This window comes from Pseudomonas sp. Irchel 3H3 (assembly GCF_900187635.1).
GTDB lineage: Bacteria > Pseudomonadota > Gammaproteobacteria > Pseudomonadales > Pseudomonadaceae > Aquipseudomonas.
The window spans coordinates 47,156-68,811 of record NZ_FYEC01000024.1 but is presented as its reverse complement, the minus strand read 5'-3'; the positions used below and the strand labels follow the sequence as shown (position 1 = coordinate 68,811).

Here is a 21,656-nt window from a genome sequence, read left to right as displayed (position 1 = left end):
TCATGACTGGCGCAGTGGCATAGCTGGCATAGGTCGCAGGTTGATGATCATTTTTTAACCAATTATTTTCCGGACGTTACTGCACCACGACCTCCAGGAGCGCCCCGAAGTGGTGCCTGCTCCGCCAGCCGCACCCGCTCGATGTTTTCCACAGAACCCGGCTCACCGTGCCCTTCAGGACTTTCCTGACTCAATGGCCAGGAAATTGCTTTGCCACAGGCATCTCGTTCAACGACCCGAGCCTGTGATGCCAAACCCCGTCCTGATCCCCGCTCCAACGCCACGCCTGCAACTGCACGGCATCAGCAAGCGATACCCCGGCTGCCTGGCCAACGATGGCATCGACCTGTGCATTCAACCCGGCGAAATCCACGCCCTGCTCGGTGAAAACGGCGCTGGCAAAAGTACCCTGATGAAGATCATCTACGGGGTCACCCACGCCGACTCGGGGGACATGCACTGGCAAGGCCAGCGCGTCAGCCTGCGCAATCCGGCCCAGGCCCGCAGCCTGGGCATCGGCATGGTGTTCCAGCATTTTTCCCTGTTCGAAACCCTCACGGTGGCGCAGAACATCGCCTTGGCCATGGGCGCGGCAGCCGGGGCGCCACAGGCCCTGGCGCCGAAAATCCGCGAAGTGGCGCAGCGCTACGGCCTGGTACTGGAGCCGCAACGCCTGGTCCACAGCCTGTCGATTGGCGAGCGCCAGCGGGTCGAGATCGTGCGCTGCCTGATGCAGGACATTCGTTTGTTGATCCTCGACGAGCCGACCTCGGTGCTGACCCCGCAGGAGGCCGATGAACTGTTCGTCACCCTGCGCCGCCTGGCCAGCGAGGGCTGTAGCATTCTATTCATCAGCCACAAACTCGCAGAAGTGCGCGCCCTTTGCCACAGCGCCACCGTCCTGCGCGGCGGCCGCGTGGCCGGGCATTGCCGGCCCGCGGAATGTTCCGATCAGCAACTGGCGCAGCTAATGGTCGGTGACGCCGCGCAGTGGCTCGCCGACTACCCCAAGGCCAGTGGCGGCGCGCCGCTCCTCAAGGTCAGCGGTCTGTCGTGGGCCAACCCGGACCCGTTCGGCTGCTCGCTGCACGACATTGACCTGCAGGTGCGCAGCGGTGAGGTGGTCGGCATTGCCGGGGTGGCTGGCAATGGTCAGGACGAGTTGCTGGCCCTGCTCAGCGGCGAGCAGCGCCTGCCGCGCCAGGACGCCTCGCGCATCGCTTTCGCGGGCCAAGCGGTGGCCGACTTGCCGCCCGATGCGCGGCGGCGGCTGGGCTTGGCTTTTGTCCCGGCCGAACGCCTCGGGCATGCGGCGGTGCCGGAGTTGAGCCTGGCCGACAACGCCCTGCTCACGGCCTTCCAACAGGGCCTGGTGAGCCATGGGCTGATCCAGCGCGCCAAGGTCGTGGCGCTGGCCGAGACCATCATCCAGCGCTTCGCGGTCAAGGCCGCGGGTGCCCAGGCTGCGGCCCGCAGTCTGTCCGGCGGCAACCTGCAGAAATTCATCCTCGGTCGCGAGATCCTCCAGCAGCCGCGCCTGTTGGTCGCCGCTCACCCGACCTGGGGGGTGGATGTCGGCGCGGCGGCGACCATTCACCGCGCGCTGATTGCCCTGCGCGATGCCGGGGCGGCGATCCTGGTGATCTCCGAAGACCTCGACGAGCTGCTGCACATCAGCGACCGCCTGGCCGCCCTGTGTGGCGGGCGCTTGTCGGCGCAACAAGCAACGGCGGGCACCACCCTGAGCGAAGTCGGCGCCTGGATGGCCGGCCAATTCGACACCCCTCACTCACTCGCACCTGTGCTGGCTTGACGGAGTTTCCCCCATGCTGCTTTCCCTAGAACCCCGTGGCCAGCATTCGCGCCTGATGCTCTGGTGCTCGCCCTTGCTGGCCGCCGCCCTGACCCTGGGTTGCGGTTCGCTGCTGTTCATCGCCTTGGGTCATGACCCACTGCTGACCTTGCACACCCTGCTGATCGCGCCGATCAGCGACGGTTATGGCGTCAGCGAACTGCTGGTCAAGGCCTTGCCCATCCTGCTCTGCGCGCTGGGCCTGGCGGTGGCGTATCAAGCGCGCATCTGGAACATCGGCGCCGAAGGCCAATTGCTGCTCGGCGCCTTGGCGGGCAGCGCCGTGGCGGTGCACCTCATCGACTGGCAAAGCCGCTGGGCGCTGGTATTGGTCCTGAGTACCGGGACCCTCGCTGGCGCGCTATGGGCGGGGCTCACCGCCTGGCTGCGCACGCGCTTCAACGCCAACGAAATCCTCACCAGCATCATGCTCAATTACATCGCCCTGAACCTGTTGCTGTTCTGCGTGCACGGACCCTTGAAGGACCCGGCGGGCTTCAACTTTCCCGAGTCGGCAATGTTCGGCGAGGCCAGTCGCTTGCCGTTGCTCACCGCAGATGGCCGGGTGCACGCCGGGGTGTATTTCGCCCTGCTGGCATTGGTGGCGGTGTGGGTGCTGCTGCAGAAAAGTTTTATCGGGTTTCAGATCAAGGTGCTCGGCCTGGACAAACGCGCAGCAGCCTTCGTCGGCTTTCGCCACAAGCGCCTGGTCTGGTTGGCGCTGCTGATCAGCGGAGGGCTGGCCGGGTTGGCCGGGGTCTGCGAAGTCAGCGGCCCGATCGGCCAACTGGTGCCGCAAGTGTCGCCGGGCTATGGCTATGCCGCGATCACGGTGGCCTTTCTCGGTCGGCTCAACCCCATCGGCATCCTGTTTGCCAGCCTGCTGATGGCGCTGCTGTACCTCGGCGGCGAGAGCGCGCAGATGAGCATGAACCTGCCACCAGCCATCACCCAGCTGTTCCAGGGGATGATGCTGTTTTTCCTCCTGGCCTGTGATGTGTTGATCCTCTATCGACCCCGGCTGAACCTGCGCTGGATGCGGCGTGACCCGGTGACCCACGTGCAAGCAGGAGCGCTGTGATGGATATCGATCTGCTGGGCAATATTTTCTACGCCATGGTCCGCTGCGGCACACCGCTGTTGCTGGTGGCGCTGGGTGAACTGATCTGTGAAAAAACCGGGGTCCTCAATCTCGGCCAGGAAGGCATGATGCTGTTTGGCGCGGTGATCGGCTTCATCGTCGCCCTGAACAGTGGCCAGCTGTGGCTCGGCGTGCTGCTGGCGATGGCCGCCGGCATGCTGCTGTCGGCGCTGTTTGCCTTGGTGGCACTGGTGTTCAATGCCAACCAGGTGGCCACGGGGTTGGCCCTGACGATCTTTGGCGTCGGCCTGTCGACATTCGTCGGCGCGGCGTGGGTCGGCAAACCCCTGGCCGGGTTCGAACCGGTAGCCATTGCCTGGCTCAGCGAGATCCCACTGATCGGGCGCATGCTGTTTGCCCAGGACCTGCTGGTGTACCTGTCGTTTGCCCTGTTTGCCGTGGTGGCCTGGGTGCTGCTCAAAAGCCGGGTGGGACTGATCATCCAGGCCGTCGGCGAGAACCCCGACGCCGCCAGCGCCATGGGCATCCCGGTGCTGTGGGTGCGGACCCTGGCGGTGTTGTTCGGCGGCGCCATGGCCGGGTTGGCCGGGGCTTATCTGTCGCTGGCCTACACGCCGATGTGGGCGGAAAACATGAGCGCCGGACGCGGCTGGATCGCCCTGGCGCTGGTGGTATTCGCCAGTTGGCGCGTCTGGCGCCTGTTGCTGGGGGCCTACCTGTTCGGGCTGGCGAGCATCGTCCATCTGGTCGCCCAGGGCCTGGGACTGGCCATCCCCTCCAGCTTGCTGGCGATGCTGCCCTATGTGGCGACCATCCTGGTGCTGGTGCTGCTGTCACGCGACGCCGTGCGCACACGCCTGTATGCGCCGATGTCGCTGGGGCAGCCGTGGCAGGCCGGGCATTAGTGCTCAGGCCACAGGAGCCTGCGTAAGCGGGCCGGCTGGCGATGTCTGCCTGACGGGCAAGACCTGGGCAATGCCCCACGCCAGTTCAAACACCAGGAACAGCACCAGCAACCCGGTTGCGCCCTGCAGCAAGGCATAGGCCTGCCAGGTGGCAAACAGAAACCGTCCGGCCGCGTCATAGCGGCCGTACACCGCCTGCGGATCGCGGATCCGCAGCACCGACCAAACGCAGACAATCGACCCCAGCAGATTGGCCATCAGCATGTGCGCCGGCGCAAAGGCCGGTAATTCACCGGGCAAGTCGAGCGCCTGACTCAAGCCGGAGAGCAGGCCGTGCAACGCGGTAAAACTCCAGGGCGTGACAAACGCCGCCATTACGATCAGGTCATACCAGGCACTGCTGCGCACCAGTCGGCGATACTGTTCCGGGGTCCACATGGCGAATACTCCGTTTATACAGGGAGCACCCAGGCTAAACCCTGGAGTATGCTCAAGGGTCAAGCCCCCCCCAGGAGTCGCGAACATGCGCATCGGTGAATTAGCCCAGGCCAGTGCCGTCAGCCGCGATACCCTGCGCTTCTATGAGCAGCGTGGGCTGATCGCCGCCCAGCGTAGCGCCAACGGGTACCGCGAATACCCGGCCGACATGGTGCAACTGGTGCTCTACATCAAGACTGCCCAACGCCTGGGTTTCACCCTGAATGAAATCGGCAGCAGCGTCGCCGCGCTCTGGCAGGCCAAGGATCCGGAACAAGCGGTCGCCCGCTTGCTCCAGGAGAAGCTGGCATTGATCGAAACCCGCATCGCCGAACTCGGTGAATTGCGCAGTGAATTGCAACAACGGCTTGGACAACACTGTCCACTGAACCCATGACCCTCTTTTTCCAGGAAGCCACTCATGTCTACGGCAAAAACCGCGCTGATCATCGGCGCCTCCCGCGGCTTGGGCCTCGGGCTGGTGAAAACCCTGTTGGCCGACGGCTGGCAGGTCACCGCCACCGTCCGTAATCCACAGAACGCCCAGGCGCTGCAAGCCCTGGGCAAGGTGCAGATCGAACAACTGGACATGGACGACCAGGCCGCCGTGCTCGCCCTCAGCCAGCAACTCAAGGGCCAGGTATTTGACCTGCTGTTCGTCAACGCCGGGGTCAAGGGCCCGGAGGTGCAGACACCCGGCGGCGCGACCCTGGCCGAGGTCGGCCAGTTGTTCTTCACCAATGCCGTGGCACCGATCAACCTGGCCCAGCGTTTTGTCGAACAACTGCGTCCAGGCAGCGGGGTGCTGGCGTTCATGAGTTCGGTGCTCGGCAGCGTGACCATGCCGGACGCACCGGAGCTGGCCCTGTACAAGGCCAGCAAGGCCGCGCTGAACTCGATGACCAACAGCTTCGTCAGCCAGTTGGGCGAACAGCGCCCCACCGTGCTGTCCCTACATCCTGGCTGGGTGAAAACCGACATGGGCGGTGAAGGCGCCGACCTCGATGTCGAGACCAGCACCCGTGGCCTGGTGGACCAGGTCAATGCCTATGCCGGCCGGGGCGGGCATCACTTCATCAACTACAAGGGCGAAACCATTCCCTGGTAAGGCCATGAAGATCGCCGCCTATCGCGTGGCAACTGCCGCCGGCGGCGATCTTTTGCTACCGCGGCACAACCTGAGTAAACTCGGCACCTCGTCTCCGCGACGAACCTGGATCAGCAGACAGGGCAACACTGAGCTGGCGAACCTGAACCCAACTTTCAGAGGAGCCGGCAAATGCCTGCGACCCGTACCTGGTTAAAAAACCCTCTCGCCATCTTCACGGCCAACGAGCTCGACGCCCGTGGCGGCCTGGTGCTGCAAGACGGCGTTATCGTCGAAGTGCTCAAGCAAGGACAGCAACCGGCGACACCCTGTGGACACGTCTTCGACGCCCGCGAGCATGTGATCCTGCCGGGGCTGATCAACACTCACCATCACTTCTATCAGACCCTGACCCGCGCCTGGGCCCCGGTGGTCAACCAGCCGTTGTTCCCTTGGCTGAAAACCCTGTACCCGGTCTGGGCACGCCTGACCCCGGAAAAACTCGCGCTGGCCACCAAGGTCGCCCTGGCTGAATTGCTGCTGTCGGGTTGCACCACGGCCGCCGACCACCACTACCTGTTCCCCGACGGCCTGGAAAATGCCATTGACGTGCAGGTCGAGAGCGTCCGTGAACTGGGCATGCGCGCCATGCTCACCCGGGGTTCGATGAGCCTTGGTGAAAAAGACGGTGGCCTGCCGCCACAGCAGACGGTGCAGGAAGGCGAAGTGATCCTCGCCGATAGCCAGCGGCTGATCGCCGAATACCACGAGCGCGGTGCCGGCGCACAGATCCAGATCGCCCTGGCGCCCTGCTCGCCGTTCTCGGTGACGCCGGAGATCATGTCCGCCAGCGCTGCCCTGGCCAACCGACTGGACGTGCGCCTGCACACCCACCTGGCCGAAACCCTCGACGAGGAAGACTTCTGCCTGCAGCGCTTCGGCCTGCGTACCGTGGACTACCTGGACAGCGTCGGCTGGCTTGGCCCGCGCACCTGGCTGGCCCACGGCATTCACTTCAACCCCGATGAAATCGCCCGCCTCGGCGCGGCCGGCACCGGCATCTGCCATTGCCCAAGCTCGAACATGCGCCTGGCCTCGGGCATCTGCCCGACCCTGGACCTGATCGCCGCCGGCGCGCCGGTGGGTCTTGGGGTCGACGGTTCGGCGTCCAACGATGCCTCGAACATGATCCTCGAAACCCGCCAGGCGCTGTACATCCAACGCCTGCGCTACGGCGCCGAAAAAATCACCCCAGAGGGCGTGCTGGGCTGGGCCACCCAGGGCTCGGCAAAACTGTTGGGACGCAGCGACATTGGCGAGCTGGCCGTGGGCAAACAGGCCGACCTGGCCTTGTTCAAACTCGATGAGCTGCGCTTCTCCGGCAGCCATGACCCCATCTCGGCGTTGCTGCTGTGCGGTGCCGATCGGGCGGATCGGGTAATGGTCGGTGGCAAGTGGCGGGTGATCGACGGCCAGGTTGAAGGATTGGACCTGAAGGGTTTGATTGCCGACCACAGCCAGGCGGCTCGGCAGTTGATCAGCGGGGTCTGACCTGAGCGCTGCGCTGGCGCGCCAGCGCAGCCGCTAGAGCCCCAACAACGACAACATAATGAAGGTCGCAAACAGTACAAAGTGAGTCATCCCTTCGATGGCGTTGGTTTCGCCATCGTTGAGGTTGATCGCACTGACGATCAGGGTGATGAACACCATCACGGTCTGCACTGGCGTCATGGCCATCTGAAACGGCTGGCCGGTGTACAGCGCCATGGCTTCCATCACCGGCACCGTCAGAATCACCGTCGACAACGACGCCCCCAACGCAATGTTGACCACCGACTGCATGCGGTTGGCCAAGGCCGCGCGCAAGGCCGTAAGGATCTCCGGCGCCGCGGAAATCGCCGCCACCACGATCGCCGTCAACACCGGCGGAGCGCCCGTCCCCTCCAGGCCCAGGTCAAGCGTCTTGGACATCACCTCGGCCAACGCGCCGATCACCACCACGCCAAATACCAGGGTACCAATGGACAGCCCGAGACTGATCGCCGTTTACTCCTGTTCGGGCTCCTTCCTGCGGCGTTTTTGCGGGTAGCTGTAGCTGAAAAAATAACTGTGGGGACCGACCTGCATACGCAGGAACAGGGTGTAGAGCACCACCATCGCGCCGATGGTGAAGGCCGAGTAGATCTTCCAGTCAGCTTTGGGAATGAACTCCGGCACCACCATGGACACGCCCATCGCCGTGAGAATCATCACGCTGTAGGTGCGCGCCGAGTCATCGTTGTAGGACTGCTCGCCATGCTTGATCCCGCCCATCAACGCGGACAGGCCGAGGATGCCATTGATGTCGAGCATCACCGCCGAGTAGATGGTGTCGCGCACCAGGGTCGGCGAGGCCTCGTTGCTCATCATGATCGCCAGGATCACCACCTCCACCAGCACCGCCGCCAGCGTCAGGATCATGGTGCCGTAGGGATCACCGACTTTTTCCGCCAGCAGTTCGGCGTGATGGGCGACACGCATCGAGGCCATCACGATAAAGGCTATCAGCGCCATGCCGCCGGCCAGCGCGATCACCTGCCCGCTGTGCAGCAACCAGTGTTCCAGGGGAAAGGCGGCGAATGCTGCCAGCAGCGCCAGCAGGAGAACCTTTTCTTGCTTGAGGAAGGTGAGCATTACGGTCCCGTGTACCGAAGCCAGCAAAGCCTTGGCGATGAGTGACTGACTGCAACGTCACGCCCATGTTCCGTTGAACCTTAGCGCACCGTTGCATGGCAGTTGGTGCGCGGGGCGCACTTTTTTGGCCTTCCCGACGCCTGCACGATGATTAACCCGTAGGAGCAAGGCTTGCCCGCGATGGGTTGGACGGCATTAGTTGTCCTGTTGGTCAGTAATTTGCATTGACCTGGCCAACCCCAAAACACCCTGGAGCTCCATCCATGCACAAACGTCCGTTGCACACGCTGCTTTGCGCCGTCGTCACCGCCCTTGGTCTGGGCGCCAGCCTGACCGCCAGTGCGGCCGATCCGCTGAAAGTCGGCTTCGTCTACATCGGCCCGATCGGCGATCACGGCTGGACCTATCAGCATGAGCAGGGGCGCAAGGCGCTGGTGGAGAAATTCGGCGAACAGATCAGCACCCGCTACGTGGAGAACGTCGCCGAAGGTGCGGACGCCGAGCGGGTGATCCGCAACATGGCCAAGGAGCAATACGACCTGATCTTCACCACCTCCTTCGGCTACATGAACCCGACCCTGAAAGTCGCCCGGCAATTTCCCCAGGTGACGTTCGAACACGCCACCGGCTACAAGCAGGACAAGAACCTCGGCACCTACCTGGCCCGTACTTATGAGGGACGCTACGTCGGCGGTTTTCTCGCAGCGAAGATGACCAAGAGCAAAAAGATCGGCTACGTCGCCTCCTTCCCGATCCCCGAGGTCATTCGCGACATCAACGCCATCCAACTGGCCCTGAACAAATACAACCCCGGCACCGAGATCAAAGTGGTGTGGGTCAATTCCTGGTTCGATCCGGGCAAGGAAGCCGACGCCGCCAACGCCCTGATCGACCAGGGCGTCGACGTGGTGTTCCAGCACACCGACAGCCCGGCGCCGATCCAGGCCGCCGAACGGCGCGGTGTGTATGCCGTGGGCTACGCCTCGGACATGGCCCACTTCGGCCCCAAAGCGGTGCTCACCTCGATCGTCAACGACTGGGGCCCGCACTACATCCAGGCCACGCAAAGCGTCATCGATCACAGCTGGAAGTCCCAGGATTACTGGGGTGGACTGAAAGAGGGCACCGTTCAACTGCCGATCAGCGACCTGGTGCCCGCAGCAGTGAAAAGCGAAGCCGAGCAGATCATCGCCGACATCAAGAGCGGCGCGTTCCATCCGTTCACCGGTCCGATCAAAGACCAGGCCGGCAGCGAAAAAATCCCGGCGGGCGCAAGCGCGAGCAATGCCGAACTGGCGTCGATGAACTACTACGTCGAAGGCATGCAGGCCGAGATGCCGAAGTAACCCCTCGCCCCCTGTGGGAGCAAGCGTGCTGCCACAGGTCCCGGGCTGAACCGCTTGGTCAGGTTTTACTCAATGTTTGCACGGGCATCTGTAGAATGCGCGCCATAAGCACCTGATGAGAACCGCACATGTACGATTGGCTGAACGCCCTGCCCAAGGCTGAACTGCACCTGCACCTGGAGGGCTCGCTGGAGCCCGAGTTGCTGTTCGCCCTGGCCGAACGCAACAAGATCGTCCTGCCCTGGGACGACGTCGAGACCCTGCGCAAGGCCTATGCCTTCAACAACCTGCAAGAGTTCCTCGACCTGTATTACCAGGGCGCCGATGTGCTGCGCACCTCGCAGGACTTCTACGACCTGACCTGGGCCTACCTGTTGCGCTGCAAGGCGCAGAACGTGATTCACACCGAACCCTTCTTCGACCCGCAGACCCACACCGACCGCGGCGTGCCCTTCGAAGTGGTACTGAACGGGATCGCCAGCGCGCTGAAAGACGGCGAGCAGCAACTGGGCATCACCAGCGGCCTGATCCTCAGCTTCCTGCGCCACCTGAGCGAAGAAGAAGCCGAGAAAACCCTGACCCAGGCGCTGCCATTCCGTGACGCGTTTGTCGCTGTCGGCCTCGACAGTTCCGAGATGGGCCACCCGCCGAGCAAGTTCCAGCGAGTGTTCGACCGTGCCCGTCACGAAGGTTTCCTGACCGTCGCCCACGCCGGTGAAGAAGGCCCGCCGGAGTACATCTGGGAAGCCATCGACCTGCTGAAGATCCAGCGCATCGACCATGGCGTGCGAGCTATCGAAGACGAGCGCCTGATGCAGCGGATTATCGATGAGCAGATTCCGTTGACCGTCTGCCCACTGTCCAACACCAAGCTGTGCGTGTTTGACCACATGTCCCAGCACAACATTCTCGACATGCTCGAGCGTGGGGTGAAGGTCACAGTGAACTCCGATGACCCGGCGTACTTTGGCGGTTATGTGACCGAGAACTTCCACGCGTTGTACACCGACCTGGGCATGACCCAGGATCAGGCTAAACGCCTGGCGCAGAACAGCCTGGATGCCCGCCTGGTAAAACCCTGAATACAAAGGATCGCAGCCTGCGCGGCTGCGATCTTTTCAGACGGCCTCGGTCAACTCCTCCAGAGTCTTGCCCCGCGTCTCCATCCCGAACAACCAGACCACCACCGCAGCAATCGCGAAGCACATCGCGCCTAACGCAAAGACTCCGCCCTGCCCGGTGATCGGGAACACCAACCCTGTCACCAACGGTCCCAGCAACGATCCCACGCGGCCAATCGCCGAGGCAAATCCGGACCCCGTGGCCCGCGCTGAAGTCGGGTACAGCTCCGGGGTATAGGTGTAGAGCACCGCCCACATGCCGAACAGGAAGAACTGCATCAACAGCCCCGAGCCGATCAGCAGGCTGACGTTGCCGCCAAACACCGCGCTTTGCCCATACAAAAACGCCATCACCCCACCGCCCAGCAACGTGATGACGCACACCGGCTTGCGCCCCCAGCGCTCCACCAACCAGGCCGCCATGAGGAACCCGGGAATCCCGCCGAGGGAAATCAGCACCGTGTAATACACCGACTGGGTCACGGCAAACCCGGATTGTTGCAGCAGCGCGCTGAGCCAGGACGTCAGGCCGTAGAAACCGAGCAGGGCAAAGAACCAGACACTCCAGATCATCATGGTGCGCTGGCGATACAGCGGCGACCAGATTTGCCGCAAGGCGCTAAAGAAGTTGCCGGGACGGTGCTCGGCCCTGGGCAGGCGAATCGGCGTCGGCAGATCGGCGCGTCCCAGGGAGGCCCGGACCTTGTCCTCGATTCGCAGCAGGACCTTGTCGGCGGCAGCATGGTGCCCAGCCTGCTCCAGCCAGCGCGGTGATTCGGGAATGAAGAAACGGATCGCCAGCACGAACACCGCCGGTACCGCCAGCACCAGGAAGATGTCGCGCCAGCCGATCACGGGCAACAGGAAATACGACAACACCCCCGCCGCGACAAACCCCAGCGGCCAGAAGCCATCCATCAAGGCGATGTAACGCCCACGCCGCTGGGCCGGAATCAGCTCGGACAACATCGACTGGGCAATCGGAAACTCCATGCCCATGCCAATCCCCAGCAGGATACGAAACAAGGTCAGGGTCTCGACGGTTTGCGCCGTGGAACACAGGTAGCTGGCGATCCCCCATAGCACGATGCTCCACTGGAACACCGGCTTGCGCCCGAAACGGTCCGCCAGCATGCCGGACAACGATGCCCCCAGGACCATGCCGAAGAAGCTCGAACTGGCCAGTAACCCGGCTTGCGCCGTGCTCAGGCCGAACTCGGCTTTGATCGAGCCCAGGAGGAAAGTCATCATGGCCAGGTCCATGGAGTCGAAGAAAAACGCCAGGGCAATGATGATGAAAATGACTCGGTGATACCCACTGATGGGTAACCGTTCCAGACGTTCTGCCGCACTGTAGCCTTGTGTATCCATGCCACGTCCCCCGATCCGATAATCCGCGGATCGAGTGTGCGCGAACGCCGGGGTGGAAGATTGCTGGATACGACCTGGCAACAGCCCTGAGCGACGTCTGAACCGGCGGCTGCAGACGTCGATCGCAACGGCGATTAAAGGGCCATTTCCAGCTCAGGCACTTTGCCGAACAGTTCCAGCTCCCGGACACCGGTCGGGGACACCTGCAAGGCCCGTGAATCGCCGGACACACTCAGCCAGCCGGACTGGATGAACAACTGCAACAACGCGGCCCCCAATGTGCCCCCCAGGTGCGGTCGACGCTCGCTCCAGTCGGGGCAGGCACAGGCCACTTGCGAGTTGCTATGGGCCAATGCCTGGACGAATACCCCATGGCTGGCCAGTTGAATGGCGCCCTTGTGGGTCACCATGATGCGTTTGTCCAATTGCTCGATCCATCCCGCATCCAGCAGGCGCTGAAACAGATCAGCCGCCAGGGTACCGCCCAAGTGCTCCTCGCAGAGGCGGGCCCGCAGCAGCGACGACGGGGCTGCCTGGATCTTGGCCAGCGCGCTGGTACGCTTGAATACCTGGGCAATGTTGCCCGGCGAACTGGCGAGGGTGGCACTGGCCAATGCCTCGACCGCCGCCCCGACTTCGGGCGCGGCCAGTCGGTAGAACCGCTTGCGTCCACGCTCCTCGATCTTCAACAGTCCACCGCTGAACAAACGCCCGAGATGGGCGTTGGCCGAGGACGGCGACAAACCGGCCAGCAATGCCAGTTCCTCCGATTGCCGGGCAATCCCATCCATCAAGGCCCACATCATCGCGCTACGCTTCGGGTCAGCCAGTAGTGTGGCGATCTGACTGATGCAAGGTGCATGTTCCATGTATTCACTCCCTGTTGAATCATTTGTCTACTGCTCGGGGGACATCTTGATCAGTAATAGAATGCCGGCCAAGGCGTGATAACCGCCAAAAACCGGGCTAAAAAATCAGTTAACGCGACAAACTTCTTCGAAATCCTCAAGCCATCCCAGTGATTTTCTGCTGCGCAAACCGGGGGATCGAGCAAGGCTGCCTGGGTTCGCGACCCCAGGCGGGCGCTAGTATAAGCGTGATGAACGACGGTTCCTGCCCCGGGGAAACCGCCAAAGCTGATAGCTGCTGAGTGAAATTTCGCTATGTGAGTGCGATTAATGGCTCACGACAAATCTTGTCGAAAATTGACCACTCAAATGCTCACACCGACGCTTGAGCATTTCCCTTAGCAGGTTCACCGGCTTACTCAATTGGGCGCGATGAGCGCACAACAAATTCAGCGGTGCACGTTCTCCCTGCAGCTCCGGTAGCAACACCGTCAAGCGTCCGGCCAGCACATCGGCGGCCACGTCCAGCCAGGACTTGTAGGCAATCCCGGCCCCCGCCACCGCCCACAGGCGCACCACATCGGCGTCATCACTGAAACGATCGCCGCTGACCGTCAGGCTCACGTCCCGTTTGCCATCGTGAAAGCTCCAGTGGTCGTGTACCCGGCTGCCCAGCATGTACAGCAGGCAATTATGCTGGGCCAGTTGCTCCAACTGGCGCGGTACGCCGCACCTCGCCAGGTATTGCGGGGCGGCACACAACACCCGGCGATTGTCCGGGGCAATGGGCAGCGCCACCAGGCTGGAGTCTTCCGGCTCGCCATAACGCAGGGCGATGTCCACTGGCTGGCGGAACAGGTCGGCGATCCGGTCGCCCAGCAGCAGGCGTACCGTGAGCAGAGGATGCTCACGCTGGAACTCGTCCAGCCACGGCAACAACAGATTGCGTCCAAAGTCCGAGGGGGCCGACAGTTGCAGGACCCCGCTGACCTGGTCCTGGCCGCGCGCCAGCAAACGCCGCCCTTCATCCAACTGGCCCAACGCCGCACGGGCATACACCAGGAACCCTTCGCCTTCTGCCGTCAGGCGCAGGCTGCGGGTGGAGCGCGCCAACAGCCGCGCACCCAGTTGCTGCTCGATCCGCTTCAACGCCGCGCTGGCCACCGCCGGCGACATGTCCATACCCCGCGCCGCCGCCGACAGGCTGCCCAGGTCAGCCGCCCGTACAAACAGCAGCAAGTCATCGAAACGCAGCATCGGCGCCCTCGCATTATCAAAAAACTATTGAAAGAGACTGTGCTTTTAGCTGGTTTTATCTTGCAGATAAATAGCCAATCATCTGCTGCATCCCAAGACCACCGAGCCCACCGCCCATGAAAGCCATTGCCTACTACCACAGCCTGCCCATCAGCGACCCGAACGCCCTGCAGGACATCGAGCTGCCGGCACCCGTCGCCGGTCCCCGTGACTTGCTGGTGGAAGTCAAAGCCATTTCCGTCAACCCAGTGGACACCAAGGTCCGCCAGAACGTCGCACCTGAAGGTGGCGCCGCCAAAGTCCTGGGCTGGGATGTAGCCGGCGTGGTCAAGGCAGTCGGCACTGACGTGAGCCTGTTCAAGCCCGGTGACAAGGTCTACTACGCCGGCTCCATTGCCCGCGCCGGGGGCAACAGCGAGTTGCACGTGGTCGACGAACGGATTGTCGGGCACATGCCCAAGTCCCTGGGTTTTGCCGAAGCTGCGGCGCTGCCGCTGACGGCGATTACCGCCTGGGAACTGCTGTTCGAACGCCTGCAGGTGCGCGAGGGCAACACGGCCGAAGGACAAAGCCTGCTGATCGTCGGGGCTGCCGGTGGCGTGGGTTCGATCCTTACCCAACTCGCCAGCCGACTCACGGCCCTGAAGGTGATTGGCACCGCCTCACGCCCACAAACCCACGCCTGGGTAGAAAGCCTGGGCGCTGACCTGGTCATCGATCACCGCCTGCCGCTGAGCGAGGAACTCAAGCGCGTCGGCCAGCCCCAGGTCACGCATGTGGCGAGCCTGACCCAGACTGACCAGCACTTCGCCCAACTGGTGGAGGCCCTGGCTCCCCAAGGCAAGCTCGCGCTGATCGACGACCCCAAGGCGCTGGACATCACCCAGCTCAAGCGCAAGAGCCTGTCGCTGCACTGGGAGTTCATGTACACCCGGTCGCTGTTCGAGACCGCCGACATGCTGGAGCAGCATAAGCTGCTCAACCGGGTCGCCGCGTTGATCGACGACGGCACCTTGCAGACCACCGTCGGCGAGCACTTCGGCACCATCAATGCGACCAACCTGCGCCGGGGCCATGAGTTGCTGGAGAGCGGCACGGCCAAGGGCAAGATTGTCCTCGAAGGTTTCTGAATGTGAAGGACTGGGCCCCGCGCGCGCGAGAATTTGCGCGCGCGGCGCCGTCAGTCAGAGAGTTGATCCGTGTCACAATTTTGCGTGAGTTCGAGACTACAATCGACAGCTCACGCAATGCTCTCTTTTACGCACGGAGGTCAGCAATGAAGATCCTGATAAAAGAACTGGCAAAATCCCGCTGGCAAGTACGCCTGGACAATCAGACCGTGAACTTCCGCTCCGAAGCCGAAGCCCGGGCTTTTACCTCGACCCTCGAGGCCCGCTTGCACGCCCCCCATTACCTCCCTGAACCCCAGCAACGAGCGGCCGGCTGACTCAAGCCTGGGCCTGCGCCGCCCGGACGACTTGCAGGCGACGGGTGAGCATCGCGACGCTCACCACCAGTATCCCGCACAGGCTGATGACCATCGCCATCGGCATGGCCGTGCCGTCGTGCAACACCCCCACCAACGCCGCTGCCCCGGCGGCGACACTGAACTGCAGGCAGCCGAGCATGGCCGAGGCACTGCCGGCGCGCGCGCCCTGCCCGTTCATGGCGCAGGCCGCGGCGTTGGGAATGATGCAGCCAAGGCTGGCAATACAAATGAACAGCGGAATCAGCAAGGGCCAGAGCTGCTCGGTGTGCAGCGTGCTGACCGCCAGCAGGGTCAGGCCCGCCGCCAGATAGACCCACACCGCGCGCGCCAGCAGGAACGCCGGCCCACGCTTGGACAGTAAGCGTGCATTGAGTTGCGCCACCAGGATGAAACCCGCCGCGTTGAGGCCGAACAGCCAGCCGAAATGCTCCGGCGGTACGCCGTACAGCTTGATGAACACGAAGGGTGAGCCGGCGATGTAGGCAAACATCCCGGCGATCGCAACGCCCCCGGTCAGTGCGTGCCCAAGGAAGACCTTGTCTGCGAGCAACCGACCGTACTGGCGCAGCGCGCCGGACAATGGCTGGCGTGGTTGGTTGGCCGGCAGACTTTCCGGCAGGCCCATTGCCACCGCCAGGGCTGACAGGGCACTGAACGCGGTCAAGGCGATGAAGATCGACTGCCAGCCATGCAGGTTGACCAGCAGCCCCCCGAGCATCGGCGCGAGGATCGGGGCCAGGCCCATCACCAGCATCAATTGCGAAAAGACTTTCGCCGAGCCCACCGCATCACACTTGTCACTGACCACCGCACGGGAAATCACCATCCCGGCGCAACCGCCGAGGGCCTGCACGAAACGTGCGGCGATCAACCAATCCAGGCTCGGCGCGAAGGCACACGCCAGCGAAGCCAGGGTGAACAGGGTCACGCCCACCAGCAGCGGAATACGTCGGCCGAAACGATCGGCCACCGGCCCATAGGCCAACTGTCCCAGCGACAAGCCGAGGAAGTACGCGGCCAGGGTCATCTGCACGTGTTTTTCGTCGGTGCCGAACGCGGCGGCCATGGCCGGAAAGGCGGGCAGGTAGAAATCGATGGCCAGCGGCCCAAAAGCGCTCAAGGCGCCAAGAATCAGAATGGTACGGAAATTCATCAGGCGTCCAGCTCACATCAGTCGGCAGCCCGACAGTCTAGCCGCGCTTGGACGCCTTGAACATTCCGATAGGTCGCTAACTAATATTTTTCATCCTGCCAGTTTGACCGCGTACCCTTCCTCGCTGATCGCACTGATCACCTGCTCGGCCGACAAGCCGCTTTCCACACCCACTTCCTTCGCCGCCAGGTCGACCCGCACACTGGCCGCCGGATCCTTGGCCTGCAGGGCCTGGGTAATCGTGCGGACACAGTGACCGCACGACATACCTTGAACGTTGAATACTTGCATGGGGCATCTCCTTTGATGGGGTTGGCAGCAGTCTTGAGCTTGCCACCGTGGCAAGGTCAAGTTCCGCGATGAACGGCCGGGCTGGCATTGCACCGCATGGTCGGTCAAGCTTGGCCATCCATGACATACAAGCAGGAGACTCAGCCATGCGCTGGCACGCTTTCAGCCTACTGGGCATGCTCAGTCTTTGCGCCGCCGCCTCGCCGGCCAGTGCGCAAGACTACGGGGTACTGATCATTTCGCGCGAGCGCCTGGAAGTCGCGACCTCGTGCGAAATCGGTGTGTACATCCAGGACCAGCTGTCCGCGCGGCTGTTCCAGGAGCAAAGCACCTCGTTCAACCTGCCGCCCGGGACCTTCTCCCTGCGCCTGAAACTGCTGCCTGGCCAAGTGCCCGGCTGCAACCCCGGGATGCTCGCGCCCGGTTCGCAGAACATCACCCTGCGCGCCGGAGATATCCACAAGTACCGCGTCGCCATGAACGCCCAGGGCATGTACCTGAAGCCGGCGACATTGGGTTATTGACTCCCGCTACCCGCCGACCTGTGGGGTGTGGCGTTTTGCACATGGCGCTTGACCTTGCCAGCATGGCAAGGTTGAACCTGTAGGTCATTTCTACAGGGAGTAAGACCGATGTCCGATTCCACCACCTTCGATCTGCCGATTGCCGGCATGACCTGCGCCAGTTGCGCCGGGCGTGTCGAGCGGGCGCTCAGTAAAGTCGTGGGCGCCACCTCTGTCAGCGTCAACCTGGCGACCGAACAGGCGCGTGTCCAGGCCCCGCGCGACAGCTTGCCGGCCTTGATGCAGGCCGTGCAGCAAGCCGGCTACAGCGTTCCCGCCCAGAGCCTGGAACTGAGCATCGGCGGCATGACGTGCGCCTCGTGTGTCGGTCGCGTCGAGCGCGCGTTGAACAAGGTGGCCGGGGTCAAGAGCGTCAGCGTCAACCTGGCCAGCGAGCGGGCACACCTGGAGTTGCTCGGCCAGATCGACCCGCAGGTGCTGATCAATGCGGTGACCAAGGCCGGTTACAGCGCCAGCGTCTGGCAAGCCGAGCAACGCTCCAATGACGACCAGCAACAACGCCTGCAGCGTGAACGCTGGAGCGTCCTGCTGGCCGTGCTCCTGGCGTTGCCACTGGTGCTGCCGATGCTGGTGCAACCCTTCGGCCTGCACTGGATGCTCCCGGCCTGGGTGCAGTTCATCCTGGCCACTCCGGTGCAGTTCATCTTCGGTGCGCGTTTTTATGTCGCCGCCTGGAAAGCCGTGCGCGCCGGTGCCGGCAACATGGACTTGCTGGTCGCCCTGGGCACCAGCGCCGGGTATGGCTTGAGCATCTACCTGTGGGCGACCGCCAGCGCGGGCACCGAACCGCACCTGTACTTCGAGGCCTCAGCCGTAGTGATCGCCCTGGTCCTGCTCGGCAAGTACCTGGAAAGCCGCGCCAAACGCCAGACCGCCAGCGCCATTCGGGCCCTTGAAGCCTTGCGTCCGGAGCGGGCAATTCAGGTGATCGACGGCCGCGAGCAGGACGTTGCCATCAGTGCCTTGCGCCTCGGTGACCTGGTGCTGGTCAAGCCCGGCGAACGGTTCCCGGTGGACGGTGAGGTGGTCGAGGGCCAGAGCCACGCCGACGAAGCCCTGATCAGCGGTGAAAGCCTGCCGGTGCCCAAGCAGCCCGGCGACAGCGTCACCGGCGGCGCCATCAACGGCGAAGGCCGCCTGCTGGTACGGACCCTGGCCCTCGGGGCGGAAACCGTGCTGGCGCGGATCATCCGCCTGGTCGAAGACGCCCAAGCTGGCAAGGCGCCCATTCAAAAGCTGGTGGACAAGGTCAGCCAGGTGTTCGTGCCGGTGGTGCTGCTGCTGGCCCTGGCCACCCTGATCGGTTGGTGGTTGTACGGTGCACCTCTGGAAACCGCAGTCATCAACGCAGTGGCCGTGCTGGTGATCGCCTGTCCTTGTGCACTGGGCCTGGCCACACCTACCGCGATCATGGCCGGTACCGGCGTCGCTGCCCGCCACGGCATTCTGATCAAGGACGCCGAAGCCCTGGAGCGCGCCCACGAAGTCAGTGTGGTGGTATTCGACAAGACCGGCACGCTGACCTCCGGCACCCCGCGCATCGCCCACTTCAGCGCCGTCGACGGCAACGAAGCGACGCTGTTGCAACAAGCCGGCGCCCTGCAGCGCGGCAGTGAACACCCGCTGGCCAAGGCCGTGCTGGACGCCTGCGCCGAACGTGAGCTGGCCGTGGCCGACGTCACTGCCAGCCAGTCCCTGACCGGTCGCGGCATTGCCGGCACTCTGGACGGCCGGCAATTGGCCTTGGGCAATCGCCGCATGCTCGAGGAAAGCGGCTTGAACGCCGGGGCCCTGGCAGACTCGGCCACGGCCTGGGAAGCAGAAGGCCGGACCCTGTCCTGGCTGATCGAACAAAGCCCCGAGTTGCGGGTACTGGGCCTGTTCGCCTTTGGCGACACCCTCAAGCCCGGCGCCCTGCAAGCCATTGAGGAACTGAACAGCCAGCACATCGGCAGCCACCTGCTGACGGGCGACAACCGGGGTAGCGCCAAGGTGGTCGCCCAAGCCCTGGGCATCAGCAACGTGCACGCCGAAGTGCTCCCCGCGGAAAAAGCCTCGACCGTCACCGAACTGAAGAAAACCGGGGTGGTGGCGATGGTCGGCGACGGCATCAACGACGCTCCGGCACTGGCGGCGGCAGACATCGGCATAGCCATGGGCGGCGGCACCGACGTGGCCATGCACGCGGCCGGCATCACCCTGATGCGCGGCGACCCTCGGCTGGTGCCGGCAGCGCTGGAGATCAGCCGCAAGACCTATGCGAAGATCCGCCAGAACCTGTTCTGGGCCTTCGTCTATAACCTGATCGGGATCCCGCTGGCCGCATTCGGCTTGCTCAACCCGGTCATGGCCGGTGCGGCGATGGCCCTGTCCAGCGTCAGCGTGGTCAGCAACGCCCTGCTGCTCAAGACCTGGAAGCCGAAAAAACTGGAGGATCTGGAATGAACATTGGCCAAGCCGCCCGGCAAAGTGGCCTGAGCGCCAAGATGATTCGTTACTACGAGTCGATCGGCCTGCTCAAGCCGGCGCACCGCACCGACAGTGGCTACCGTCTGTATGGCGAGCAGGACCTGCACAGCCTGGCCTTCATCAAGCGCTCCCGTGACCTGGGCTTCTCGCTGGAGGAAGTCGGCAAGCTGTTGGCCCTGTGGCAGGATCGCCAACGGGCCAGCGCCGACGTCAAGGCCCTGGCCCGCCAGCACATCGACGAACTGAACCAGAAAATCCTTGAGCTGGGCCAGTTGCGCGACACCCTGCAGGACCTGGTGGAGCACTGCCAGGGCGATCACCGCCCGGACTGTCCGATCCTCAAGGAACTGGCGTCGGGCTGCTGCGCCAAACCCGCTCATAGCTGACCCTGTAGGCACCCACAAAAAACCCGGCCGAGGCCGGGTTTTTGCTGCACGCGGTTACTGCATCCAGGGCGGAGGCGGCTCTTCGGCTTTGCTCGGTGGCGCGTCGTCTGCGGCGCGGATCGCCTGGCGGCGCTCCTCGTCCAGGCGGGCGGCCTCGATCTCACGCATGATGCCGCCGACGTCCGCCAGCTCTTCCGGCTCGTCGAACTCGCCGGTCAGGATACTGGCCGGGTGCAAGGTCCCGGCTTCGTACAGGGCCCACATCTCCTTGGCGTAGCGGGTGCGCTTGAGCTCCGGGGCAAAGCGCCCGAAGTACGAGGCCATGTTGCCCACATCCCGCTCGAGCATGCTGAAGGCGTGGTTGTTGCCCGCCGCATCCACCGCTTGCGGCAGGTCGATGATCACCGGACCGTCCGGCGTCAGCAGCACGTTGAACTCCGACAGGTCACCGTGCACCAGACCGGTACACAACATCAGCACGATCTGGGAAATCAGGAAGGCGTGATATTCACGCGCCTGATCGGCATCCAGTACCACGTCGTTCAGGCGCGGAGCGGCATCGCCGAACTCGTCGGCCACCAGCTCCATCAGCAGCACGCCTTCCAGGAAGTCGAACGGCTTGGGCACCCGTACCCCGGCACCGGCCAGGCGGAACAACGCCGCCACTTCGGCGTTCTGCCAGGCATCCTCGGTTTCTTTTTTACCGAACTTGGAGCCCTTGGCCATGGCCCGGGCCTGTCGGCTGTTGCGCACCTTGCGGCCTTCCTGGTATTCGGCGGCCTGGCGGAAACTGCGTTTATTCGCCTCCTTGTAAACCTTGGCGCAACGTAATTCGTTGCCGCAGCGCACCACATAAACAGCTGCTTCTTTACCACTCATGAGTGGGCGCAGCACCTCGTCGACCAGACCGTCCTCGATCAGGGGTTCAATGCGTTTTGGAGTCTTCATCAGCTTTTATTGTGGGTCCTTTATTACCAAACACGCGAAAGTCATTCGTTATACGGCAATCCACTCACGGCGGGGAGGGGTTGCCGACCTATGAACCCTGTGGATGCACTCAATGTGCCAGATTTATCCACTCAATCCTGAGGACCGGGGCAGATCATAGCCCAGACTCTGACTCAGGTTAGCAGCCGGATTAGCAGGCATTTGCGACAGAGTGCGCAATCCAAAAGCCAGCACCATGTAGGTTTTTTTCCAATAAAACCTCAATTTCCCCCTCCAGCGGCCGAAGTCATCCATGAC

The 21,656-nt window shown here is 63.3% G+C and carries 20 protein-coding genes and 1 pseudogene; 13 read left to right on the top strand and 8 right to left on the bottom strand.

Going from position 1 to position 21,656, the window contains the following annotated elements:
* The first annotated feature begins 247 nt into the window (after positions 1-247).
* The 3 genes from CKW24_RS21750 to CKW24_RS21740 are packed head-to-tail and all read left to right on the top strand — an operon-like array spanning position 248 to position 3,859.
* Positions 248-1,813 (top strand): ABC transporter ATP-binding protein, encoded by a 1,566-nt coding sequence (locus CKW24_RS21750; protein WP_095170227.1) that lies wholly within the window; start codon positions 248-250, stop codon positions 1,811-1,813.
* A gap of 13 nt (positions 1,814-1,826) precedes the next feature.
* On the top strand, positions 1,827-2,933 hold the full coding sequence (locus tag CKW24_RS21745) for an ABC transporter permease (RefSeq protein WP_095170226.1): 1,107 nt from the start codon (positions 1,827-1,829) through the stop codon (positions 2,931-2,933).
* Positions 2,933-3,859 (top strand): ABC transporter permease, encoded by a 927-nt coding sequence (locus tag CKW24_RS21740; RefSeq protein ID WP_095170225.1) that lies wholly within the window; start codon positions 2,933-2,935, stop codon positions 3,857-3,859. The genes CKW24_RS21745 and CKW24_RS21740 overlap by 1 nt, the downstream gene beginning before the upstream one ends.
* Positions 3,860-3,862: 3 nt before the next feature.
* Here the strand turns inward: CKW24_RS21740 and CKW24_RS21735 are convergent, their stop codons facing one another.
* Positions 3,863-4,297: a hypothetical protein gene (locus CKW24_RS21735; protein ID WP_095170224.1), complete on the bottom strand. Its 435-nt coding sequence runs from the start codon at positions 4,295-4,297 to the stop codon at positions 3,863-3,865.
* 85 nt (positions 4,298-4,382) lie between these two features.
* Here CKW24_RS21735 and CKW24_RS21730 point away from each other — a divergent pair, with 85 nt between their 5' ends.
* The 3 genes from CKW24_RS21730 to CKW24_RS21720 all read left to right on the top strand — a co-directional run bounded on the left by CKW24_RS21730 (position 4,383) and on the right by CKW24_RS21720 (position 6,974).
* Positions 4,383-4,733 (top strand): MerR family transcriptional regulator, encoded by a 351-nt coding sequence (locus tag CKW24_RS21730; protein ID WP_095170223.1) that lies wholly within the window; start codon positions 4,383-4,385, stop codon positions 4,731-4,733.
* A 24-nt stretch (positions 4,734-4,757) separates the two neighbouring features.
* Positions 4,758-5,444 (top strand): SDR family oxidoreductase, encoded by a 687-nt coding sequence (locus tag CKW24_RS21725; RefSeq protein ID WP_095170222.1) that lies wholly within the window; start codon positions 4,758-4,760, stop codon positions 5,442-5,444.
* A gap of 171 nt (positions 5,445-5,615) precedes the next feature.
* Positions 5,616-6,974: an 8-oxoguanine deaminase gene (locus CKW24_RS21720; RefSeq protein ID WP_095170221.1), complete on the top strand. Its 1,359-nt coding sequence runs from the start codon at positions 5,616-5,618 to the stop codon at positions 6,972-6,974.
* Between the two features lie 33 nt (positions 6,975-7,007).
* Here CKW24_RS21720 and CKW24_RS21715 read toward each other — a convergent pair.
* A pseudogene (locus tag CKW24_RS21715) lies at positions 7,008-8,096 on the bottom strand (calcium:proton antiporter).
* A 263-nt stretch (positions 8,097-8,359) separates the two neighbouring features.
* Here CKW24_RS21715 and CKW24_RS21710 point away from each other — a divergent pair.
* On the top strand, positions 8,360-9,442 hold the full coding sequence (locus CKW24_RS21710; protein ID WP_095170220.1) for a BMP family ABC transporter substrate-binding protein: 1,083 nt from the start codon (positions 8,360-8,362) through the stop codon (positions 9,440-9,442).
* Between the two features lie 128 nt (positions 9,443-9,570).
* Positions 9,571-10,524, top strand: coding sequence for an adenosine deaminase (locus tag CKW24_RS21705; RefSeq protein WP_095170219.1), 954 nt, complete (start codon positions 9,571-9,573; stop codon positions 10,522-10,524).
* A 36-nt stretch (positions 10,525-10,560) separates the two neighbouring features.
* On the opposite strand, the gene CKW24_RS21700 is transcribed toward CKW24_RS21705, so the two are convergent.
* The 3 genes from CKW24_RS21700 to CKW24_RS21690 form a co-directional block, all read right to left on the bottom strand.
* On the bottom strand, positions 10,561-11,934 hold the full coding sequence (locus CKW24_RS21700) for an MFS transporter (RefSeq protein ID WP_095170218.1): 1,374 nt from the start codon (positions 11,932-11,934) through the stop codon (positions 10,561-10,563).
* 134 nt (positions 11,935-12,068) lie between these two features.
* Positions 12,069-12,803, bottom strand: coding sequence for a helix-turn-helix transcriptional regulator (locus tag CKW24_RS21695; RefSeq protein WP_095170217.1), 735 nt, complete (start codon positions 12,801-12,803; stop codon positions 12,069-12,071).
* A 306-nt stretch (positions 12,804-13,109) separates the two neighbouring features.
* Complete coding sequence (locus tag CKW24_RS21690) at positions 13,110-14,039, bottom strand: LysR family transcriptional regulator (RefSeq protein ID WP_095170216.1); 930 nt, start codon at positions 14,037-14,039, stop codon at positions 13,110-13,112.
* 116 nt (positions 14,040-14,155) lie between these two features.
* Between CKW24_RS21690 and CKW24_RS21685 the strand changes: the two genes are divergently transcribed.
* Together CKW24_RS21685 and CKW24_RS28270 are read left to right on the top strand one after the other, a co-directional pair.
* Positions 14,156-15,169: a zinc-binding alcohol dehydrogenase family protein gene (locus tag CKW24_RS21685; RefSeq protein WP_095170215.1), complete on the top strand. Its 1,014-nt coding sequence runs from the start codon at positions 14,156-14,158 to the stop codon at positions 15,167-15,169.
* A gap of 146 nt (positions 15,170-15,315) precedes the next feature.
* Positions 15,316-15,486, top strand: a complete 171-nt coding sequence (locus CKW24_RS28270) for a hypothetical protein (protein ID WP_174244562.1) — start codon at positions 15,316-15,318, stop codon at positions 15,484-15,486.
* 1 nt (position 15,487) lies between these two features.
* On the opposite strand, the gene CKW24_RS21680 is transcribed toward CKW24_RS28270, so the two are convergent.
* Positions 15,488-16,681, bottom strand: a complete 1,194-nt coding sequence (locus tag CKW24_RS21680) for a Bcr/CflA family multidrug efflux MFS transporter (protein ID WP_095170214.1) — start codon at positions 16,679-16,681, stop codon at positions 15,488-15,490.
* Positions 16,682-16,771: 90 nt separating this feature from the next.
* Positions 16,772-16,972, bottom strand: coding sequence for a heavy-metal-associated domain-containing protein (locus CKW24_RS21675; protein ID WP_095170213.1), 201 nt, complete (start codon positions 16,970-16,972; stop codon positions 16,772-16,774).
* A gap of 146 nt (positions 16,973-17,118) precedes the next feature.
* Between CKW24_RS21675 and CKW24_RS21670 the strand changes: the two genes are divergently transcribed.
* The 3 genes from CKW24_RS21670 (at position 17,119) to cueR (ending at position 20,411) form a co-directional block, all read left to right on the top strand.
* Positions 17,119-17,496, top strand: coding sequence for a hypothetical protein (locus tag CKW24_RS21670; protein WP_095170212.1), 378 nt, complete (start codon positions 17,119-17,121; stop codon positions 17,494-17,496).
* A 108-nt stretch (positions 17,497-17,604) separates the two neighbouring features.
* Positions 17,605-20,001, top strand: a complete 2,397-nt coding sequence (locus CKW24_RS21665) for a heavy metal translocating P-type ATPase (RefSeq protein WP_095170211.1) — start codon at positions 17,605-17,607, stop codon at positions 19,999-20,001.
* Entirely contained in the window at positions 19,998-20,411 is a 414-nt protein-coding gene (gene cueR / locus CKW24_RS21660; protein WP_095170210.1) for a Cu(I)-responsive transcriptional regulator, read from the top strand. The genes CKW24_RS21665 and cueR overlap by 4 nt, the downstream gene beginning before the upstream one ends.
* Positions 20,412-20,465: 54 nt before the next feature.
* On the opposite strand, the gene CKW24_RS21655 is transcribed toward cueR, so the two are convergent.
* Positions 20,466-21,359, bottom strand: coding sequence for a PA4780 family RIO1-like protein kinase (locus CKW24_RS21655; protein ID WP_095170209.1), 894 nt, complete (start codon positions 21,357-21,359; stop codon positions 20,466-20,468).
* Positions 21,360-21,656 lie beyond the last annotated feature (297 nt).